Here is a 16819-nt window from a genome sequence, read left to right as displayed (position 1 = left end):
CCATCCACATGTCCCAGGTTTGGGTGTCTACCGACGGTGGTCGAGATCGGTGTCGCCCAGTGTTCACGTGGTCGTGCGCATATGGAACCGCGACATTCGGGCACGGCCGCGATCGTCTCATCGAGAAGGAAGAGTCACTATGCATGAAGTCCCGCCTGATGGTGGAGCGCCCACGGCGTCACGGCCGGTGATCCATCTGTCCGATCTCCTGGGTCGTCCGGTCGTCGCGAAGGCCGGTGACGCGGTGGGCCGGGTCGAGGACGTCATCGTCAGCCTGCGCGGTGCCGAGGGGTATCCGCCGGTCACCGGCCTGGTGGTAGGGATCGGCGGCCGTCGGGTGTACGTGTCGTCCGGGCAGATCACCGACCTGACCCAGGAACACGTCGATCTGTCGAAGAACAAGGTGGATCTGCGCGAGTTCGAACGCCGTGACGGCGAGGTTCTGTTGCGCACCGACGTCCTCGATCACCGGCTCATCGACGTCGCGGCCGCGGAGTTGGTGCATGCCTACGACATCGAGCTCGAGGACACCGGGGCGGGCTGGGTGCTGGCACGGCTGGATACCCGCCGGCCGGCGCGGCTGTTCGGGTTGATCAAATCCGGTGGGGGGCATGCCAGCCGGGACTGGAAGTCCTTCGAACCGCTCATCGGGCACACGGCGAGCGTGTTGGAGCGCGCGGGCGGGCGGATGTCGAAGCTGAAGCCGGCCCAGATCGCGGACCTGCTGGAGGACGCCGACAAAGACGAGGGTGGAGAAATCCTCGACCGCCTCCACTCCGACCCGGAGTTGGAGGCCGACGTCTTCGAGGAACTCGACCCCGACAAGGCCACCAAGATCCTGGGCGACATGACTGATACCGAGGTCGCCGGGGTATTGGCCCGGATGCGGGCCGACGACGCGGCGGACGCGATCGCCGATCTGCGCCAGTCCCGCCGTCGCCGGGTGCTGGAGCTGCTGCCGGCGGGGCAGCGCACCAAGGTCATCACGCTGATGGGGTTCAACCCCTCGACCGCGGGCGGGTTGATGAGCGTCGACGTGGCGTCGTGTTCGACGGATGCCACTGCCGCGCAAGCTCTTTCGATCATCGCTGCCGCCCGGGCGATGCAACCCGAGGCGTTGCTCAAGATGCACGGGGTCAACGAGGCCGGCGAACTGGTCGGGGTGGTCTCGGTGATCCGGCTGCTGCAATCCGACCCCCACACCCCGATCACCGAGCTGCTCGACGTCGACCCGATCCGAGTCACCCCGGAAGCCGACCTGACCGACGTCGCCCTGCTGATGGCCGACTACAACCTGGTCGCCATCCCCGTCGTCGACGAGGGCGACCGGGTGGTCGGTGTGGTGACCTTCGATGACGTCCTGGAGGCCACCATCCCCGAGGACTGGCGGCGCCGCGAACCCGCGCCGCGCCCGATCCGCGACGTCGTCGGTGCCCAGGACGGGGCCGGTCATGGCTGACTCCCACCCGCCGGTAGGCACCACCGACCCCACGGCACCGGATCAGGCTCCCGCTGCTGATGTCACCCCACAGGCCGCGTCCACCAGCGCGCCGGGACCCGAGCCGACTCCAGCCCCTGCAGCGCCTCAGGCGTCGGCGGTGTTGGACAGCGCCCATCTCGGTGACATCGAAGGCGCGTTCGGCCGGGTCAGCGTCGGCGACAGCGATCAGGGCCGCACGCTCAAGACCCGGCTGCTGACACTGTTGGCGATCCTCGGGCCCGGGATCATCGTGATGGTCGGCGACAACGACGCCGGCGGTGTCGCCACCTACGCCCAGGCCGGCCAAAACTACGGCTACAGCCTTCTCTGGGTGCTGCTGTTGCTGATCCCGGTGCTGATCGTCAACCAGGAGATGGTGGTCCGCCTCGGAGCGGTCACCGGGGTGGGCCATGCCCGGCTGATCAACGAACGCTTCGGCCGCGGGTGGGGCTGGTTCTCCGTGGGGGATCTGTTCCTGCTGAACTTCCTGACCATCGTCACCGAGTTCATCGGCGTCTCGTTGGCCGCCGCCTATTTCGGTGTCTCGAAGTACATCGTCGTCCCGACGGCCGCGGTGGCGTTGGTGGCGATCATGGCCTCGGGCAGTTTCCGTCGCTGGGAACGCGCCATGTTCGTGTTCATCGCGATCACCCTGCTGCAGATCCCGATGCTGCTGCTGTCGCACCCCCAGTGGGGGGCGGCCGCACAGGCCTTCGTCGTGCCGGGCATCAAGGGTGGGCTCAGCTCGGATGCGGTGCTGCTGATCATTGCGATCGTGGGCACCACCGTTGCGCCGTGGCAGCTGTTCTTTCAGCAGTCCAACATCGTCGACAAGCGCATCACCCCGCGCTTCATCAGTTACGAGCGCGCCGACACCACCATAGGCGCGTTCGTGGTGGTCATCGGTGCGGCTGCGTTGGTGATGACCGCGGACTGGGCGGCCCGCTCCACCGGCAGTGAGGGCAACTTCGGCGACGCCGGAGACATCGCCCGTCTGCTGTCGGCGCATAGCAGTGTGCTGGGTCCGGTCTTCGCGATCGTGCTGCTGGATGCCTCCATCGTGGGTGCGGCAGCGGTGACCTTGGCCACCAGCTACGCCTTCGGCGACGTGTTCGGCCTGAAACACTCCCTGCACCGCGGGTTTGCCGACGCCAAACCGTTCTACGTCTCCTACATCGCGATGGTCGCCGCCGCCGCTGGGATCGTGCTGATCCCGGGTGCGCCGTTGGGTCTGATCACCACTGCGGTGCAGGCACTGGCGGGTCTGCTGCTGCCGAGTGCGAGTGTGTTCCTGCTGTTGTTGTGCAACGACCGGGAGGTGTTGGGCCCGTGGGTGAACCGGCGCTGGCTCAACGTCGTCGCGGTGTTCATCGTCGCGGTGCTGCTGTTGCTGTCGGGGATCCTGATGGCCACCACCCTATTTCCCGACTTGGACGTCGTGACCGTCACCGCGTACCTCGCCGCAGGCATCGTCATCCTGGCCATCCTCGCGGTCGGGGTGCTGAAGTGGTTGCAACGCCGAAACCCCAGGGCCCCGGCCCCAGTGACCGTGATCGACGGGCCTGAGAAGATGTCGTGGCGCATGCCGCCCCTGGCCTTGCTGGAACCCGTCACCTGGTCGGCCGGAACCAAACTCGGCATGCTCGCCCTACGCGGCTACCTGGTCGTCGGCGCGATCCTGCTCATCGTCAAAGCCGTCCAACTCGGCGGCGGATGACCATGCGCCGCACCGCGCGCCGGTGCAGGGACCGGCGGATGTGAGCACCGCACTCGGTGGCTCGCTGGCCGTGGCATCGACCCCGCTACCGCAGTACAGCCACCACGCGGTGATCATCGGCTCCACGATCCTGCTAGTGACGATCGCGGTGATCGCGACGGTGACACTGCTGATCCTGTGGGGCCGACGGGGCCGCTAAGCGTGTTCTCGACCGAGACAGCTCACCTTTATTCATCGGGTGTCTTGTGACCACGGTTGCGGCCCTTTGTTCAGGACCATTCTTGACTTGAGGGACGCGTTGAGAGAGGTCGCGTACGGCTCTAGAGGCAGCATGGGGCGTGCCACGAAAGATCACGCGACCAGGAACCGTCCGATTGACAGTCTGAGGATGGTCCAAGGCTAAGGCGGGACGGTGGCTCTTCGGCGTCCCGAAAACCTTCGTTATCGGGACACGGCCCGACCCCTAACCTTCTGATCTGTCGTTGCATCCCAGGTTGGATGAAGTGGTGCGTCGTGACGTAATAACGTAAGTACGTGATTACGTCACGACGCCACAGGCCGCGGTGAGCTGGGGGCGGCCCATGAAGGCAAAGAAAAACCCGCCCCTGCCGGGGACGGGTGGTATTGCGCAATTATGCCGTCTGTTTGGCCAGTTCAGCGGACGAACAGGTTGATCGTTTCGGCGGCGATGGGAGCGACCACGGCCACGGTGACGTGGACCCAGGTGATGGTGGCTGGCCAGCGCAGCGCGATGGTGACGGCGGTGGCCGCGATGAAGAACATCGTCACCGTGAGCGCGATCAGGGTGATCATGACACCTCCTAAAGGGGTTCGCGAATCGGTTGTTTCTGTAAGCTCTTATGCAGGCCGCAGGCACGTTTCCCCAGGTCAAATGCGTGATCTAAATCACATTAGGGTGTTGGGGAATTACCGAGTTGCGCTGCATATGAGTCTTGGTATGGACCGCTTGCACGAGGAGGACCACACCGGGTGGCAATCACGACGAGCACGGACGAGACGGCCGACGACGGTGAGGGGTTGCCTGGCCCCGATGGGGGTGCCCAACCCCGAGGTCGTACGCCTCCTAGACCGGCGCCTGGCGGACCGCCGCGATCTACGAGCTGAAGCCCGCTCGATCCGTACCGAACTCGTTGGTGACGCTGCTCCTCTGCTCGTCGTGCTGGCCGACCCGGTCGGCGCGCGAGAAGACATGCTCGTCTGGCCTCGCGTTGACCACCGGCATGTACGACGGGCAACGCTTCGCCGGCAAGGACTCCGCCGCCGAGATCGTGCTCTATGAGTCCGGCCGACTCGTGTTGGCATCGGAGCGCGCCGTGACCACCCGCTCATTCAGCAACGTGTCCCCTCCCCCACCCGACCTCACGCTGGTCTTCGAAAGACTGATCATCGGGCACGTCAGCTTGCTTGCCCGCCTGGCCGCTGCAGTGTCGCACCGCTGGGGCTACACCGGAAGTTGGCGGTTCGCCCTCTCCATGAATGGCCTACGCGACTCGACGTCATGGATCATCGCCGACCAGAACTTCGGCGACAAAGGACCCGTCTACACAGAAAACATCTACGAGAGAGCAACCGAAGCCTCACTAGCCGACCTCGACGAAAACCCCGACCAGGTCGTGGCAGCACTCACCGCTCCCCTTCTTCGTAGCCTCGGCAGCTACCCAGCCTGGGAAAAGCGCTTCAATACGCAATCATGACGTAAGGACGTAACGACGCATATACGTCATTACGTCCTTACGTTGGGCAAGAAAAAACCCGTCCCCTGCCGGGGACGGGTGGTATTCCGCAATTATGCAACGCGCGTTGCGTCCACGCAATTCCCCTCCCCTGTCGGGCAGGTCACCAGGGCGGCGGCTTAGACACCCCGCCAGCGGGGTCCGGGAGTTGGCAGGACTGGAAATCTGCGGCGACCAGCTGGTACCACCAGTGGTTGCCTACCCCGTCCGACGGTCGCCCCCGCAGCTTTCCTGCGGTCTGGTTTTTGGTCGGGTTGATGGTGCCGACCGGGACGCGGTCACGTGCGGCCTGGACAGGAAATTTCAGGTCGCTGTCGTTGCTGATCACCAGCGCGGCGTCGATGCGGTTTTCGAGGATGTCCAGCAGCAGGTGGGCGGCCACATTTACATCGGAGCCCTTCTCCTCGCGCCGGGCAACAGAAACGAAGAACCGCGCGTCGGGGGCATTCTGCCCGGCACCATCTTTAATGGTTACCGGCCAAGCTGGGGTGGTGAGAACCGGACGCCCGCGTCGGTCTTTGGTGGCCAGGGGCGCGGAGGTGACGCGGTTGACGTAGTTGCCCTCTTCGATGTGATCCACGACAGCGGCGCGGGTCAAAGCGGCGAGGTAGGCGTCCTGTTCTCGACTGCCGACGCGGTTGTCAGCTCCTGAGATACGCGCAGTGCAGTACACGATGCGTTCAACGGTCGCACCGCTCCAAGCCGATTGGTTGGCCATCAGCCGCGTCGCCAAGGCGCGCAGGTCAAGCCATCGCCAGCCGGCCGTGCCAGATCCGCAGATGAACTTGCCGCCGTAGTACAGGTTGAAACCATCGATGTACACACCCACTCGCATAGAAACAGACGCTAACTGGCGGGCACGCAATCGCCCGCCAGGACGATCCCGGCTGGGGGCATGAAGTTGTTAACGTAAGGACGTAATGACGCATTTACGTTCTTACGTCTTTGCGTTCTGGGCTAACCACCGATCGGCCAGGTCGGTGAGGATTTTGCTCATGCTCGTGTCCCGGTCCAGTGCAGCCTGCTTCAGTCCGCGCACCGTCGCGCGTGGCAGATAAACGGTGGCGCGCTGCATATCGTCAGTGGGGGAGCGGAACGCCTCAGCCGCCCGCTTGGCGGGTTCTGTCTTCACTCGTGCGGCCATCTTCGAAGTCAAGTCAGACATGAACCAATGCCCCCATCAGCTCGTCGAACACGTCGTCGTAGCCGTACAGGTGATTCGGTGTAGACCCGAACGCCCGGCGGATGCCCTCACGGCGGACAATCCGCGTTTCGATCACCGGCACGCCCTCGTCCTCCAGCAGGGTCTTCACCTCGTCGGCTAGTCGGGTTCGTAGATCGACGCCGGTCAGCAGCACCGCCGTGGGGCGGTGTGCGGTGATCTCCAAAGTCGGCCATACCCGGCGGACATCCAGCGGTGAAGCCCCCGTGGGCACCACGACCAAATCGGCCAGCTCGATCGCTTCCTGAATAACCTGCGCCGTACCCGGGGGAGTGTCCACGATCGTCAACTCCTGGCGGCCACTGACGTCCAGGGGTCGGCGTGCCGGCACCACCGGAAACGGCAAGGGGTCATCCTGGGCGGCCGCCGCCCATTCCAGCGCCGAGCCCTGCGGGTCGGCATCAACAAGTACGACATCGCGACCGCGGCGATGGGCAGCAGTCGCGAGATACACCGCCGACGTCGTCTTCGCAACGCCGCCCTTGGTGTGGACCAAAGAAACCGTAGGCATGGCCAAACCTTACGTCACAGCGCAATGACGCATATACGTCAACACGCTATTACGTCGTTACGTCTATCGACGTAGACCCGGTATTTCTGCGAGTCGTTACCAAATTGTCACCACCCGTCTTGTCGGCAAATCGGCCTCCAGCAGGTCATTAGAGGGCGTGAAAGCTACACCCCCAAGCACCCCTTCTTTCATGGCCCGTACCTCGCGACCCCGCCGCTGCACCCCACCGGCATATACCTCCCGATGAGTGCCAGAGAACTACCTGCCGCACCGCACGACGGAAAACAGCTCTCGCCCCGGTACTTCACCAATGACCGAGTTGCCACGACGAGAAAGGTGCGGCAGTGCCGTGGAAAACAGCCCAGTTCCGCCCAGAAGAAAAGAGCGGAGCTCTCACGCCCCGCTCCGGGAGCCGCTTTCCCGACCAACCAGAGAAAGAGCATCAACTATGAGCGGAACTGACCTGGCCGTGTGGATCGTCGCCATCCTCGGAGTCGTGGCTACCGTCGTGACGGTCTGCGTCCTCGCTGATCGCATCCACGCCCGCAACCCGGAATCCAAGCTCACCATCGGAGATACCGGACGCGTCATCGGCGCCATCCTGGGCGTCGTCATTCAAGCCGCCATCGCGATTCTCACCAGACGACCATGACCGCGATGACGGGCGCACAGCAGGGGAGAGGCCACCCGGCCGCGTGAACCACACGCGTCACACAGGTCCACACAAACCGCGTGTCGCTATCAGTTACAGCTTGTTCCGGCTGGCAGAGTCCTGCTCATGGCTCAACCGCATAAAGGTGACCGCGCCCAGATCATGACGCGCCCCCCTCGGGTGGTCTACGACATCGTCAAACAGAGGGCGGCCGAGCTCGGTATCCCGATGGGGCAGTACGTCGCAGACCTGCTAGCCGAGCACGTCGGCCATCCCGAGCTTGTCCTTGCACTTCACAAGTCAAGGGAGGAGCTGCCGCTGGCGATGTGACCGGTATGCGCCGCGGCTGCTGGCTGGACTTAGCCGTAAGGCCAAACGTGACATCTGAATAGCTGGTGTGCGGAACCCCCGCTGAATGACGAAGGCCCCGCCTTAGGCGGGGCCACGTCTGGAGGTTCAAACCGAGCTGCGAACTCGGTTCCGGGTCTTCCGTACCCATTTCCCCGAAGGGACTGTCTTGACCGACAGCTCTCACGGTAGCGCACGCCTGTCTGACGTTCCAGAAATGGCGCGCAATCAGTGCGCAAATCGTGACTTCCTCACCGCCCGATCAGCTCGGGTGAGCAGTGCGTGGCCGGCGCCGCTGGGCGCCGCTATCGCGCCCACACCGCACGTCGCCCGAGCGCTGAACAATGAGCGCCGCCGCGGCTGGGTCGAGCGCGCCGGCGCGTGTGGGCCGCGGGCGCCGATGTGGACCAGCCGCAGCAGTTGGCTCGACGGGCTCCAGCGTTGGGCGCAGTCGCCGGCCCTGGGCCAGCTGTGCACGGAGCAGCGGGTGTCGATCACCGCGACGACGCTGTTGTCGATCGCCGGGGTGATGGCCGAGCACGCCGATCACGCCACCGGCCGCCACGTCGCCGTAACCCGTGCCACCATCGCCGCCCGGGTGGGCTGTGACGTACGCACCATTACGGCCGCCTGGCGGGTCCTACGGGCCTCCCAATGGGCCGTGGAGGCCCAACGCGGACACGGCTCACCGGGCACCCCCAGCGTCGGCCGTAGACCCTCGGTGTACCACCTGGTGCCGCGCCGCGAAGCCCGCCCGGCATCGCCTCGTCCTGTGCATGACCCTGTGCAGGATTTCCACCTACCGCCGTCAGGCGGTCTTAGTCTTTTAACTCCCGTAGGGAGAAACTCACCAAGCGGGCGCGCCAGCGCGCCCGCTCATGAAGATTCACGAAAGGGATTCAAAACCCGTGCAGTGTGCCCGCCCCGGCGGTCCACACCGCGACCACTGGCCACCCAACGCCTCGCCGCGGCCCTCGTCGCTGCGGCCCACGGCCTCGACCGCGTCCACATCGGCACCATCTGCGATGCGCTCACCGCAGCCGGTATCGACCCGCTGGTATGGACAGCACAGGACATCACCGACGCGCTGAACGCCGACATGCGCGCCCGCGGCGCGACCTGGCCCGACCACATCACCAACCCCGGCGCGTTCCTGTCCAGCCGACTCCGACGACTCACCTGGACCACCGCGCAGCCCCCGACAAAGGTCGGCGGCTGCGCCGCCGACCGCATCGACCAGAAGACGCCGCACCCGGTGCCGTTGACCGCCGCCCAACACGCACGCATCGCCGCCGCCCAGCACGAGATCCGCCGCATACTGCGCGCTCGTCCTGCCCACCCACCGTGGGACGTTCCGGAGACGTCTCTCGACACCTCAGAGGACAGTGGGCGGTGCCTCCGGCCCGACGGTGGCGATGTCCCACAACTGGCCCGGTGGTCGGTAGGCGGGAACGCTGACGCCGTCCACGAGATAGCTCATCAACGCGTCGAGGCCGACGGTGTCCTCACGCTCCTCCAGCAGACATAACAGCTCGTCCAACACCGCTGCTTCTACCGATCTCCACCGCCCCATGCGCCGCCACCCATCAAATCACTTACTCGCCACCCCCCGGGGGTTCACTGCCACCAGAATACCTACTCCAATCGCCTAGTAGGATGTCTGGCACATTTGCACAAGTTGGGCGAGGCTGGTGGTGCCGTCCGTCGTAGCGTCGCCCTAGCCGTTGCGGCGGGCGGCCCCGGCGAGGTCTGAGGGGGGTGGTGCGGGTTGTTGACGGTGGCGAAGTTGTCGTTGTGGTCGGTGAACTATTACAACGACACCGCGCGGGCGGTGGGTGATGCGGTGAAAGACCGTCAGCGGGCTAATGGTGGGTTGGCGGAGTATTACGCCGAACGCGACACTCGCACCCCGGTGTGGGCGTGCGCGGGGGATGCTCGTGCGGCGGCGGATTTGGTCGGGTTGAGTGGCAGTGAACGCGGCGGTGGGGATGCTGATCCGGAGGTGGTGGCGCGCTGGCTGGATGAGGGTGTGGCCCCCAGTGGGGAGTGTGGACGTGCGCACGGCACGACGGGTGTGCACGGGTTTGATTTGACGTTTTGCGCTCCGAAGTCCGTGTCGTTGGTGCGCGCGTTCGGGGATGACGTGATCGACAAAGCAGTGTCCGCGGCGCACCAGACGGCGCTCGCCGAGGCTCTCGAATACCTGGCCGACCATGCCGGCTACACCCGGATGCACAACCCCGTCACCGGGCTAAAGGACCTCCACAAACTGCCCGGTTTGGTGGCGGCGGCCTACCAGCATGAGACCTCACGGGCGGGTGATCCGCACCTGCACACCCACGTGTTGGTGCCCAACCGCCAAGCCCGCGCTGATGGCCGGCTGGTGTCGATTGACGGCACCAGTTTGTTCCATGAAGCCCGGGCGGCGGGGATCATTTATCAGGCCACCCTGCGCTATGAACTGCATCGGCTGACCGGTATCGAGTGGGGGCCGATCGACCCCTCCACGGGGATGGCGGAGGTCGCCGGAATCGACCCGAAAAATATCGCCGCATGGTCACAACGGTCGACGCAATTGCGGCAGTGGGCGGCCTCAAATCTGACCCTCGTTGAGGGGGGTGCGGGGTTGTCGCAGGGGCAGTTGGCGGTCGCGCAGAAGGCCACCCGGCCGCGTAAACCCGAGTCGATGTCCTGGGCTGAACTGCGTGCGGGATGGCGCGCCGACACGCGTGGTCTGGTGCTGTCGCGTGCGGCGCAGCGTGAGGCCCGCGCCGCGCGCGAGGAAGCCGCGCGCACCGCCGCGGCACGCGTGTCGCGTCGTGGCGGTGTGGTGGTGGATCGGCGGGCGGTGGCGGCAATGGCGGCCCGGGGGGATAAGGCGGCGTTGACGCGGGCGGATCTGGTCGAAATCATCGGCGCCCAACTGCCGCTACTCGTCGACGACGCCGACCCCGCCAGCGGTGGCGGAGCTGGCGCGGGGATGCCGCGCCAGCTCATCGAGGCCGCGGTGGACGCGGTGGGGATGCGGTTGACCGCGCCGCGGTTGGCGCATCAACGTGAAGGCTCGCAGCGCTATACGGTTGACCTGATTTTGGCGGAGGAGCGCCGCGTGTTCGACCTCGTCGACGCTCACGCGGTGCGGGCGATGGCGTGGGTGCACCCCGAGCACACCGCAGCCGCGCTGGGCGTGTCGGATCAGCAGCATCAGGTGGTGACCGCGATCGCCTCCACCCCGCAGTTGGTGGTGCCGTTGAGCGCGCCGGCCGGGGCGGGGAAGACCACCTCCATGCGCGCGTTGCGCACCATCATCGAAAAACGCCATAAAGCGCGGATGATCGTGATCGCCCCCACCGGAAAAGCCGTCGACGTCGCCGTCGCCGAAGGGGCGGCCAGCGAGGGCTACACCATGCACAGCGCCCTGGCCCGCCTCGCCGATGGCCGGCTGCAGTTGGGTCCCTTTGATGTGGTCGTGGTTGATGAAGCCGGCATGGTCGGCACCGACCACTGGCGCCAACTCCTGTCAGCCACCACGACGGCGGGAACCAAAACCGTCCTGGTCGGCGATGCTCATCAGCTCGAGCCTGTCCAAGCCCGGGGGGGAATGTTCGCCCAACTGTGTGACGAGTTGCCCTGGGCGCAGCGCCTGACGGAGGTGTGGCGCCAGCACGATCCGGCCGAACGCGCGGCGTCGCTAGCGCTGCGGGAGGGCGGGCCGGCGCCGGTGCGCCGCGCGATCAACTGGTACCGCAACCACGACCGACTCCACACGGGGGATCAGGTCACCATGGCCGCCGACGCGCTGGCCGCCCACCAGACCGATCTCGCGGCCGGTAAAGACGCCCTGCTGCTGGCCGACACGGTGGAGATGTGTGATGCGTTGAATCGTCGTGTCCACGATCAGACCGTCACCGAGCGCACCGCCGCAGGGCGCGACACCACCACGGTGACCGCAGCCCGCGGGCACCACATCACCACCGGGGATGTGGTCATCAGCCGGCGTAACGACCCGACCATCACCGTCTACCAAGCCGACAACCGCACCCAAATCCTGGCTGAGGCGCCGGTGCGCAACGGGCAACGCTGGCGCGTGGTCAAAGTCGACGACAACCGCGAGCACCCTCGCATCGCCGCCCGCCGCATCAGCGACGGCGCGTGGGCCGTCTTCGACCGCGATTACCTGCGCGAGCAGGTGCAGCTCGGGCACGCGGTCACCGTGCACGCCGCCCAGGGCGTCACCGCCGACACCACCCATACCGTGCTCGCTGACACTGCCAGCCGCAACCTGGCCTACGTCGCCCTTACCCGTGGCCGGGCATCCAACCGCGCCTACCTCTACCACCGCGACCCCACCGAAGCTGACCATCAACACAGCGCCCCCGGTGAGGGGGTGCACCTCGTCCAGCGCGGCACCACCACCCAGGCCGCCCACGCGCTACGGCAGATCATCGGCCGCGACGAACCCGCCCACACCGCGCACCAGATCGCCGCCGACACCCCTACCCAATACCTGCCCGAGCAGGTCGCTTCCCTGGTCGCCGAACACCACCAGGCGGTCACCCGACGCCGCAGTACCTACCAGAAAACCCAACGCGCACAACAAGATCAGGCACTTGACCGGCACCTCGACCTGGACCGCAGCCAACACCGCGAACAAGATTCCGGCTATGACCTCAGCCTCTAAACAGGGGCTTATCTCGTTACCGGTGTTCTCCGGAAATTCTCAGTGCACTGCCATGCCTTAACTCCCCAACTGTGGGCGCGAGTTAGCACGCCCACCTATTGCCGCTGGCGCAGGAGGAGGCCGTAGCCATTGGCGTGGAGGCTCATCCGCAGGGCGGGACTGGGGGGATTGCGGGCGAGCCAGACGCGCAGTACGTCGATTTGGTGTTGGGCCGAGGCGTGGGTGAGGCCCAGCTGGCGCAGCAGGGCTACGACGGTATGCGGGGTGTCGCGGTCGGGGTGGTCTGGTGGCGTCGACTGAGGGCCGTTGCTGCTGGTGGGGGGTGGATCAGGGGTGGTCATCGTCTTGGGGTGTGGGGTGGTTGCGGGGCTGGTCGAGTAGGGGGCCCCAGGTGTGACGGGCGATGGCCACGACGTTGGTGTCGAGAGCGTTGACGCCGTGGTTTTCGGCGAGGGCGACCAGTGCGTCGGCCAGGCTGAGGGGGTTGACGTTGTGGTGGCGCGCGGTGGTCATCAGGTCGCGGAAGGCGTCGTTGAGACGGAAGCGCCGCAGCGCGACGAGGACCCCTTCGGCGGTGTCGAGCATGCGATCTGCGGCTCGGCGCGGGTCGGGGTGGTCATAGCCAGCGGTGCTCACGTGTCACCTCCTCGGGTGCTCGGCCCGGCGGCGGGCCGGGAGTGTTCCATGACATGTTCTGTAGGTAATCGCTTACTTCTGGCACAGAAAACCATCTATATCGGAATTATATTTCCTGGTTCGCCAGCCTGCGGCGTAGTGGCTTTGAGACGCTGAGCACTCGATTCGAGCAAGCCGGAAGCGGCCGGGCGCACAGGGGTCGAGGCTCCGCACGGATGAGGAAATATATCTCATCCAGCAAAGGTTTTATGGGTGCCAAGGTTCAGTTCAGTCCGGTAGGTCGGTGACCTACCGAACCAGAAATGGAGGTGACACCGATGGGGATGATGTTTGATCCGTTCCGCGATCTGGGACGGTTCACCGAACAGGTGTTGGGCACTGCGGCCCGCCCGAGCGGTCTGCCAGTGGATGCCTGGCGAGACGGCGATGGTTTCGTGGTCGAGTTTGATGTGCCCGGCATCGCCCCCGATGCTCTGGATGTGCAGGTCGACCATGATGTGCTGACCGTCACTGCCGAGCGGCCCGAGGTCAGCGACCAGAACGGGCAGTGGGTAATTGCCGAGCGCCCACACGGAGTGTTTCGCCGGCAGCTGTCGCTGGGCCAGCACCTGGATACCGAGCACATCGAGGCCGACTACCACAGTGGGGTGTTGCGGGTGCGGATCCCGGTGGCCGAAACCGCTAAACCGCGCAAGATCGCAATCGGTTCACCGGCCCCCCAACACGCCCTTGATCAGGGGTGAGCGACCACATTACCGGTGATGGGGTGGGCGCTCACCGGGAAGGTTGCCCGGGTGCGCCCACCGCTACCCCCACCCCGGTACTGGGTTGCCCGCCGCTGAGCTCGCCGGGCCAGGACGTCACCGTGGGGTGGTTCCAGCTCGATGGACCCACCGGGATCTGGCGGTGCACACCAGCCTCGGCGCAACCAGAGCGTGCCGAGGCTGCCCCGCCGCTGACGGGGACCACTGCCGCCCTGCGCGCCCTCCTTCATCCCGCTGACGCCGCGCGCCCACCGCTATTTGTCGGGCGGGTTCGCGGCACCAGCGAGCCGTTACGCACACGGTTTCGGCTCATCGACGCCGACGGGGTGGTCCATCACATCACCGCCGCCGCCACTGTCCGACATGACCCCACCGGGCAGCTGATCGACGCCGTCGGGGTGTACCTCGATCGGGTGAGCGCCGCACACCCGACGCCCGCGCTAAGCGATGTGATCCGGGATCGGGCCACGATCGAGCAAGCCAAAGGCATGCTGATGCTGATCTACCGCCTCGATGCCGACCAGGCATTCGCCGTCCTGCGGGAACTTTCCCAACACGGCAACATCAAACTGCGCATACTTGCCCGCCAGATCGTCACCGACTTTCGGGCCCTGCCCCACACCGACGCCGCGCTGGCCGACCCCCACGCCTACACCGAGCTCCTGCGCACCATCCACCTGCGGGCTGCGCCGCCGATCACCGAAGAAACCTTCCGCTCCGGTCCTACCCGGTTAGCGCAACCTCACGAATCGTGAAAGCAAACCCGCGCCGGAGCCGCCGCCCTTGCCGGTCATCGGCCCCGCAACGCGGTGCCCGCATGGGGTTTGAGCCTGGCGTTCGCTGTCAGCGAACGCCAGGCGCGCCTGTCAGAGGTGCGTCGGGGCTCCTCGAGGAAAAAGAAGAACATTGAGATAGGAGTCGGGAGGGATGTCTGGCGGAATGTATTCGGCGCTTTTGGTTACTGCGGCGGGGGACATACAGGAGCTCACCGTGTACTCCATGGATGCCGTGGCTGACATCGTGGGTGATCGCTGGGTGGACTGTTTGACCAGCAGCGACGGGATGCTCGATTTTTGGTTCGGATCATCTGCTGCCTCCCCCCAGGGCGCCCCGAATCGGCGGGCCACCGGATTGCTGGTGACCACGACCGTTTTTAGCGCCGGCACGGCGCCGTTGCTGGAGCAATGATCAGAACCTGTGGATGAGCCTCGGCGAGGGGGCGTGAAAGTGGGCGCACCTTCCCGAGGATGATCTGAAGTCCAGTAGCTCTGATCAAAGACCGGCGTTGGCGCGCTGGTTGGGAAGGTACGCCCATGCTCACGGTAGCTGGGCAGGGGCGCTTCGCTCCTCCGTGGGGTTGGAAAATTCTGGGTTGTCGCGTCGGTCGCCGCGGTGTCTTGGTTCGGTGAGCGGTGGCGCGGCGGGTGTGGTGAGCGGATGCTGGCTCAGTGCGTTTCGGTCGATCCCGGTTGAACTGCGGTGCCTGTGAGCCCGCACGGTAGCTTGGCGAGGGAGGGCACATCTGGTCCACGGGAACCGTGGAATGTTGCTTCGAGCACGAATGTCAGTTTTCTGTTTCATCCGCCCTCCCCGAAACACACACCTCAACAATGGATTCCGGTCGTGTCGAGATGGCCGGCTGAATCGTCGGAGGCGGTGGTGGGTGATGGAGTTGGTGCACGCGCGGTGCGCGGGGATCGACATTTCGAAGAAGGACGCGAAGGTCTGCGTGCGCGTTCAGGGAAGTGGGAGGAGGCGGACGGCGGCGTCGGTGACGACGTGGGGTTCGATGACGAATCAGATCCTCGCGTTGCGGGAGCATCTACTCGCCGAGAAGGTTACGTGCGTGGTGATGGAGGCGACCGGCGCGTATTGGAAGCCGTTCTATTACTTGCTCGACGACGGATTGGACGTGATGTTGGTCAACGCCCGAGACGCTAGGAATGTGCCGGGCCGCAAGAGCGATGTTTCCGATGCTGCGTGGCTGGCGGATCTCGGGGCGCACGGGTTGGTGCGGGCGTCGTTCGTGCCGCCGCCACCGATCCGGGAGTTGCGGGATCTGACCCGGGCGCGGACTGTCATCACCCGCGAACGCAGCCGTGAGGCGCAACGGCTGGAGAAGCTGCTCGAGGATGCCGGGATCAAGCTGTCCTCGGTGGCCACCGACATCACCGGGGCCTCGAGCCGAAGGATGCTCGAGGCGTTGATCGACGGGCAGCAGGATCCGACCGCGATCGCCGATCTGGTGCACTGGCGGATGCGTCCGAAGATCCCGGCGCTGATGGAGGCGCTGACCGGGCGATTCAGCGAGCACCATCGATTCATGACCCGACTGTTCCTCGACAGGATCGATGCGCACTCGGCAGACATCACCCGCCTCGACGCCCGGATCGAGGCAGCAATGGAGCCTTTTGCGTCGGCCCGGGATCTGCTGATGAGCATCCCGGGCATTTCCCGGATCACCGCTGAGGTGTTCATCGCCGAAACCGGAGCCGACATGAGTGTGTTCCCGACCGCGGGGCATCTGGCGTCGTGGTGCGGGCTCTCGCCCGGATCCAACGAATCTGCCGGCCGGGTCAAGTCAACGAAGACCCGCCCCGGGAACCCGTACCTCAAGGGAGCGTTGGGCGTCGCCGCCCTGTCGGTCATTCGCCGGAAGGACACGTACTTCTGGGCCAAGTACAGGCGTATCACCGTGCGGCGCGGGCCGATGAGAGCGCTGGTAGCTGTCGAACACGCCATGGTCATTGCCGCGTGGCACATGCTCACCAACGGTGAGTTCTATCGCGAACCCGGGCCGGACTACTTCACCCGACGCATGCCCGCCAAGACCCAAGCACGCGCCGTCGCTCAACTCGAATCGCTCGGCTACAAAGTCACCCTGGAACCACTTGCCGACACCGCCTGAACAGCCAACAAGCCAACACATCTCGCCCTTGGTCACCTTCATTTTCATGTCAGTTCACGGTGCCCAGGAGGCCAACAACGAGGAGACCGGCCATCGGTCGTTGCTCGATGAGATCGTCCGCGACGGTGCGCGGCAGATGCTGGCCG

Annotated in this window: 18 protein-coding genes; 12 read left to right on the top strand and 6 right to left on the bottom strand. The window is 65.6% G+C overall.

Features of this window, described 5'->3' with window-relative positions; translation table 11 throughout:
* Nucleotides 1-139: 139 nt before the first annotated feature.
* The 3 genes from AAHS21_RS30820 (at nucleotide 140) to AAHS21_RS30810 (ending at nucleotide 3396) form a co-directional block, all read left to right on the top strand.
* Nucleotides 140-1459, top strand: a complete 1320-nt coding sequence (locus tag AAHS21_RS30820; RefSeq protein WP_036349811.1) for a CBS domain-containing protein — start codon at nucleotides 140-142, stop codon at nucleotides 1457-1459.
* A 139-nt stretch (nucleotides 1460-1598) separates the two neighbouring features.
* Nucleotides 1599-3197: an Nramp family divalent metal transporter gene (locus AAHS21_RS30815; RefSeq protein WP_036349808.1), complete on the top strand. Its 1599-nt coding sequence runs from the start codon at nucleotides 1599-1601 to the stop codon at nucleotides 3195-3197.
* 40 nt (nucleotides 3198-3237) lie between these two features.
* On the top strand, nucleotides 3238-3396 hold the full coding sequence (locus AAHS21_RS30810) for a hypothetical protein (RefSeq protein WP_157838308.1): 159 nt from the start codon (nucleotides 3238-3240) through the stop codon (nucleotides 3394-3396).
* 455 nt (nucleotides 3397-3851) lie between these two features.
* On the opposite strand, the gene AAHS21_RS30805 is transcribed toward AAHS21_RS30810, so the two are convergent.
* Entirely contained in the window at nucleotides 3852-4010 is a 159-nt protein-coding gene (locus AAHS21_RS30805) for a hypothetical protein (RefSeq protein WP_157838307.1), read from the bottom strand.
* A gap of 341 nt (nucleotides 4011-4351) precedes the next feature.
* Here AAHS21_RS30805 and AAHS21_RS30800 point away from each other — a divergent pair, with 341 nt between their 5' ends.
* On the top strand, nucleotides 4352-4912 hold the full coding sequence (locus AAHS21_RS30800) for a hypothetical protein (RefSeq protein ID WP_237752826.1): 561 nt from the start codon (nucleotides 4352-4354) through the stop codon (nucleotides 4910-4912).
* A gap of 142 nt (nucleotides 4913-5054) precedes the next feature.
* Here the strand turns inward: AAHS21_RS30800 and AAHS21_RS30795 are convergent, their stop codons facing one another.
* From AAHS21_RS30795 to AAHS21_RS30785, 3 genes are all read right to left on the bottom strand, one after another.
* The gene (locus tag AAHS21_RS30795) at nucleotides 5055-5786 is read right to left on the bottom strand and encodes an NYN domain-containing protein (protein WP_036349805.1); all 732 of its coding nucleotides are present in this window, start codon (nucleotides 5784-5786) and stop codon (nucleotides 5055-5057) included.
* A 102-nt stretch (nucleotides 5787-5888) separates the two neighbouring features.
* Nucleotides 5889-6116, bottom strand: coding sequence for a hypothetical protein (locus AAHS21_RS30790; protein ID WP_036349802.1), 228 nt, complete (start codon nucleotides 6114-6116; stop codon nucleotides 5889-5891).
* Nucleotides 6109-6684 (bottom strand): ParA family protein, encoded by a 576-nt coding sequence (locus AAHS21_RS30785; protein ID WP_036349799.1) that lies wholly within the window; start codon nucleotides 6682-6684, stop codon nucleotides 6109-6111. Before AAHS21_RS30785 ends, AAHS21_RS30790 begins: the two co-directional genes overlap by 8 nt.
* A gap of 448 nt (nucleotides 6685-7132) precedes the next feature.
* On the opposite strand from AAHS21_RS30785, the gene AAHS21_RS30780 reads away from it, so the two are divergent.
* The 4 genes from AAHS21_RS30780 (at nucleotide 7133) to mobF (ending at nucleotide 12365) form a co-directional block, all read left to right on the top strand.
* Nucleotides 7133-7336 (top strand): hypothetical protein, encoded by a 204-nt coding sequence (locus tag AAHS21_RS30780; protein ID WP_036349794.1) that lies wholly within the window; start codon nucleotides 7133-7135, stop codon nucleotides 7334-7336.
* Nucleotides 7337-7498: 162 nt separating this feature from the next.
* On the top strand, nucleotides 7499-7666 hold the full coding sequence (locus AAHS21_RS30775; protein ID WP_240488008.1) for a toxin-antitoxin system: 168 nt from the start codon (nucleotides 7499-7501) through the stop codon (nucleotides 7664-7666).
* Between the two features lie 289 nt (nucleotides 7667-7955).
* Nucleotides 7956-9212 (top strand): rep protein, encoded by a 1257-nt coding sequence (locus AAHS21_RS30770; protein WP_342931153.1) that lies wholly within the window; start codon nucleotides 7956-7958, stop codon nucleotides 9210-9212.
* Nucleotides 9213-9461: 249 nt separating this feature from the next.
* Nucleotides 9462-12365 (top strand): MobF family relaxase, encoded by a 2904-nt coding sequence (gene mobF, locus AAHS21_RS30765; protein WP_337588803.1) that lies wholly within the window; start codon nucleotides 9462-9464, stop codon nucleotides 12363-12365.
* Nucleotides 12366-12460: 95 nt separating this feature from the next.
* Here mobF and AAHS21_RS30760 read toward each other — a convergent pair whose 3' ends face one another.
* Nucleotides 12461-12706: a hypothetical protein gene (locus AAHS21_RS30760; protein ID WP_036349838.1), complete on the bottom strand. Its 246-nt coding sequence runs from the start codon at nucleotides 12704-12706 to the stop codon at nucleotides 12461-12463.
* Nucleotides 12693-13001 carry an ANTAR domain-containing protein gene (locus AAHS21_RS30755; RefSeq protein ID WP_036349835.1) on the bottom strand — a complete coding sequence of 103 codons (309 nt, stop codon included), beginning with the start codon at nucleotides 12999-13001 and terminating at the stop codon, nucleotides 12693-12695. The genes AAHS21_RS30760 and AAHS21_RS30755 overlap by 14 nt, the downstream gene beginning before the upstream one ends.
* Nucleotides 13002-13303: 302 nt before the next feature.
* Between AAHS21_RS30755 and AAHS21_RS30750 the strand changes: the two genes are divergently transcribed.
* The 4 genes from AAHS21_RS30750 (at nucleotide 13304) to AAHS21_RS30735 (ending at nucleotide 16673) form a co-directional block, all read left to right on the top strand.
* Nucleotides 13304-13744, top strand: coding sequence for an HSP20 family small heat-shock protein (locus AAHS21_RS30750; protein ID WP_036349833.1), 441 nt, complete (start codon nucleotides 13304-13306; stop codon nucleotides 13742-13744).
* Complete coding sequence (locus tag AAHS21_RS30745; protein ID WP_237752827.1) at nucleotides 13741-14520, top strand: ANTAR domain-containing protein; 780 nt, start codon at nucleotides 13741-13743, stop codon at nucleotides 14518-14520. Before AAHS21_RS30750 ends, AAHS21_RS30745 begins: the two co-directional genes overlap by 4 nt.
* A 172-nt stretch (nucleotides 14521-14692) precedes the next feature.
* Nucleotides 14693-14953 (top strand): hypothetical protein, encoded by a 261-nt coding sequence (locus tag AAHS21_RS30740; protein ID WP_342931152.1) that lies wholly within the window; start codon nucleotides 14693-14695, stop codon nucleotides 14951-14953.
* 478 nt (nucleotides 14954-15431) lie between these two features.
* A complete protein-coding gene (locus tag AAHS21_RS30735; protein WP_342931151.1) occupies nucleotides 15432-16673 on the top strand; it encodes an IS110 family transposase in 1242 nt (413 codons plus the stop codon).
* Nucleotides 16674-16819 lie beyond the last annotated feature (146 nt).

The sequence above is a fragment of the Mycobacterium sp. 050272 genome (assembly GCF_039023525.1).
GTDB lineage: Bacteria > Actinomycetota > Actinomycetes > Mycobacteriales > Mycobacteriaceae > Mycobacterium.
This window is presented reverse-complemented; position numbering and strand designations above follow the sequence as displayed.

What these genes read in the sequence shown, in the direction of transcription:
- AAHS21_RS30820 (WP_036349811.1), top strand. Translation starts at nt 140, where the DNA reads ATGCATGAAGTCCCGCCTGATGGTGGAGCGCCCACGGCGTCACGGCCG.
- AAHS21_RS30805 (WP_157838307.1), bottom strand. Translation starts at nt 4,010, where the DNA reads ATGATCACCCTGATCGCGCTCACGGTGACGATGTTCTTCATCGCGGCC.
- AAHS21_RS30795 (WP_036349805.1), bottom strand. Translation starts at nt 5,786, where the DNA reads ATGCGAGTGGGTGTGTACATCGATGGTTTCAACCTGTACTACGGCGGC.
- AAHS21_RS30790 (WP_036349802.1), bottom strand. Translation starts at nt 6,116, where the DNA reads ATGTCTGACTTGACTTCGAAGATGGCCGCACGAGTGAAGACAGAACCC.
- AAHS21_RS30785 (WP_036349799.1), bottom strand. Translation starts at nt 6,684, where the DNA reads ATGCCTACGGTTTCTTTGGTCCACACCAAGGGCGGCGTTGCGAAGACG.
- AAHS21_RS30780 (WP_036349794.1), top strand. Translation starts at nt 7,133, where the DNA reads ATGAGCGGAACTGACCTGGCCGTGTGGATCGTCGCCATCCTCGGAGTC.
- AAHS21_RS30775 (WP_240488008.1), top strand. Translation starts at nt 7,499, where the DNA reads ATGACGCGCCCCCCTCGGGTGGTCTACGACATCGTCAAACAGAGGGCG.
- AAHS21_RS30760 (WP_036349838.1), bottom strand. Translation starts at nt 12,706, where the DNA reads ATGACCACCCCTGATCCACCCCCCACCAGCAGCAACGGCCCTCAGTCG.
- AAHS21_RS30750 (WP_036349833.1), top strand. Translation starts at nt 13,304, where the DNA reads ATGGAGGTGACACCGATGGGGATGATGTTTGATCCGTTCCGCGATCTG.
- AAHS21_RS30740 (WP_342931152.1), top strand. Translation starts at nt 14,693, where the DNA reads ATGTCTGGCGGAATGTATTCGGCGCTTTTGGTTACTGCGGCGGGGGAC.
- AAHS21_RS30735 (WP_342931151.1), top strand. Translation starts at nt 15,432, where the DNA reads ATGGAGTTGGTGCACGCGCGGTGCGCGGGGATCGACATTTCGAAGAAG.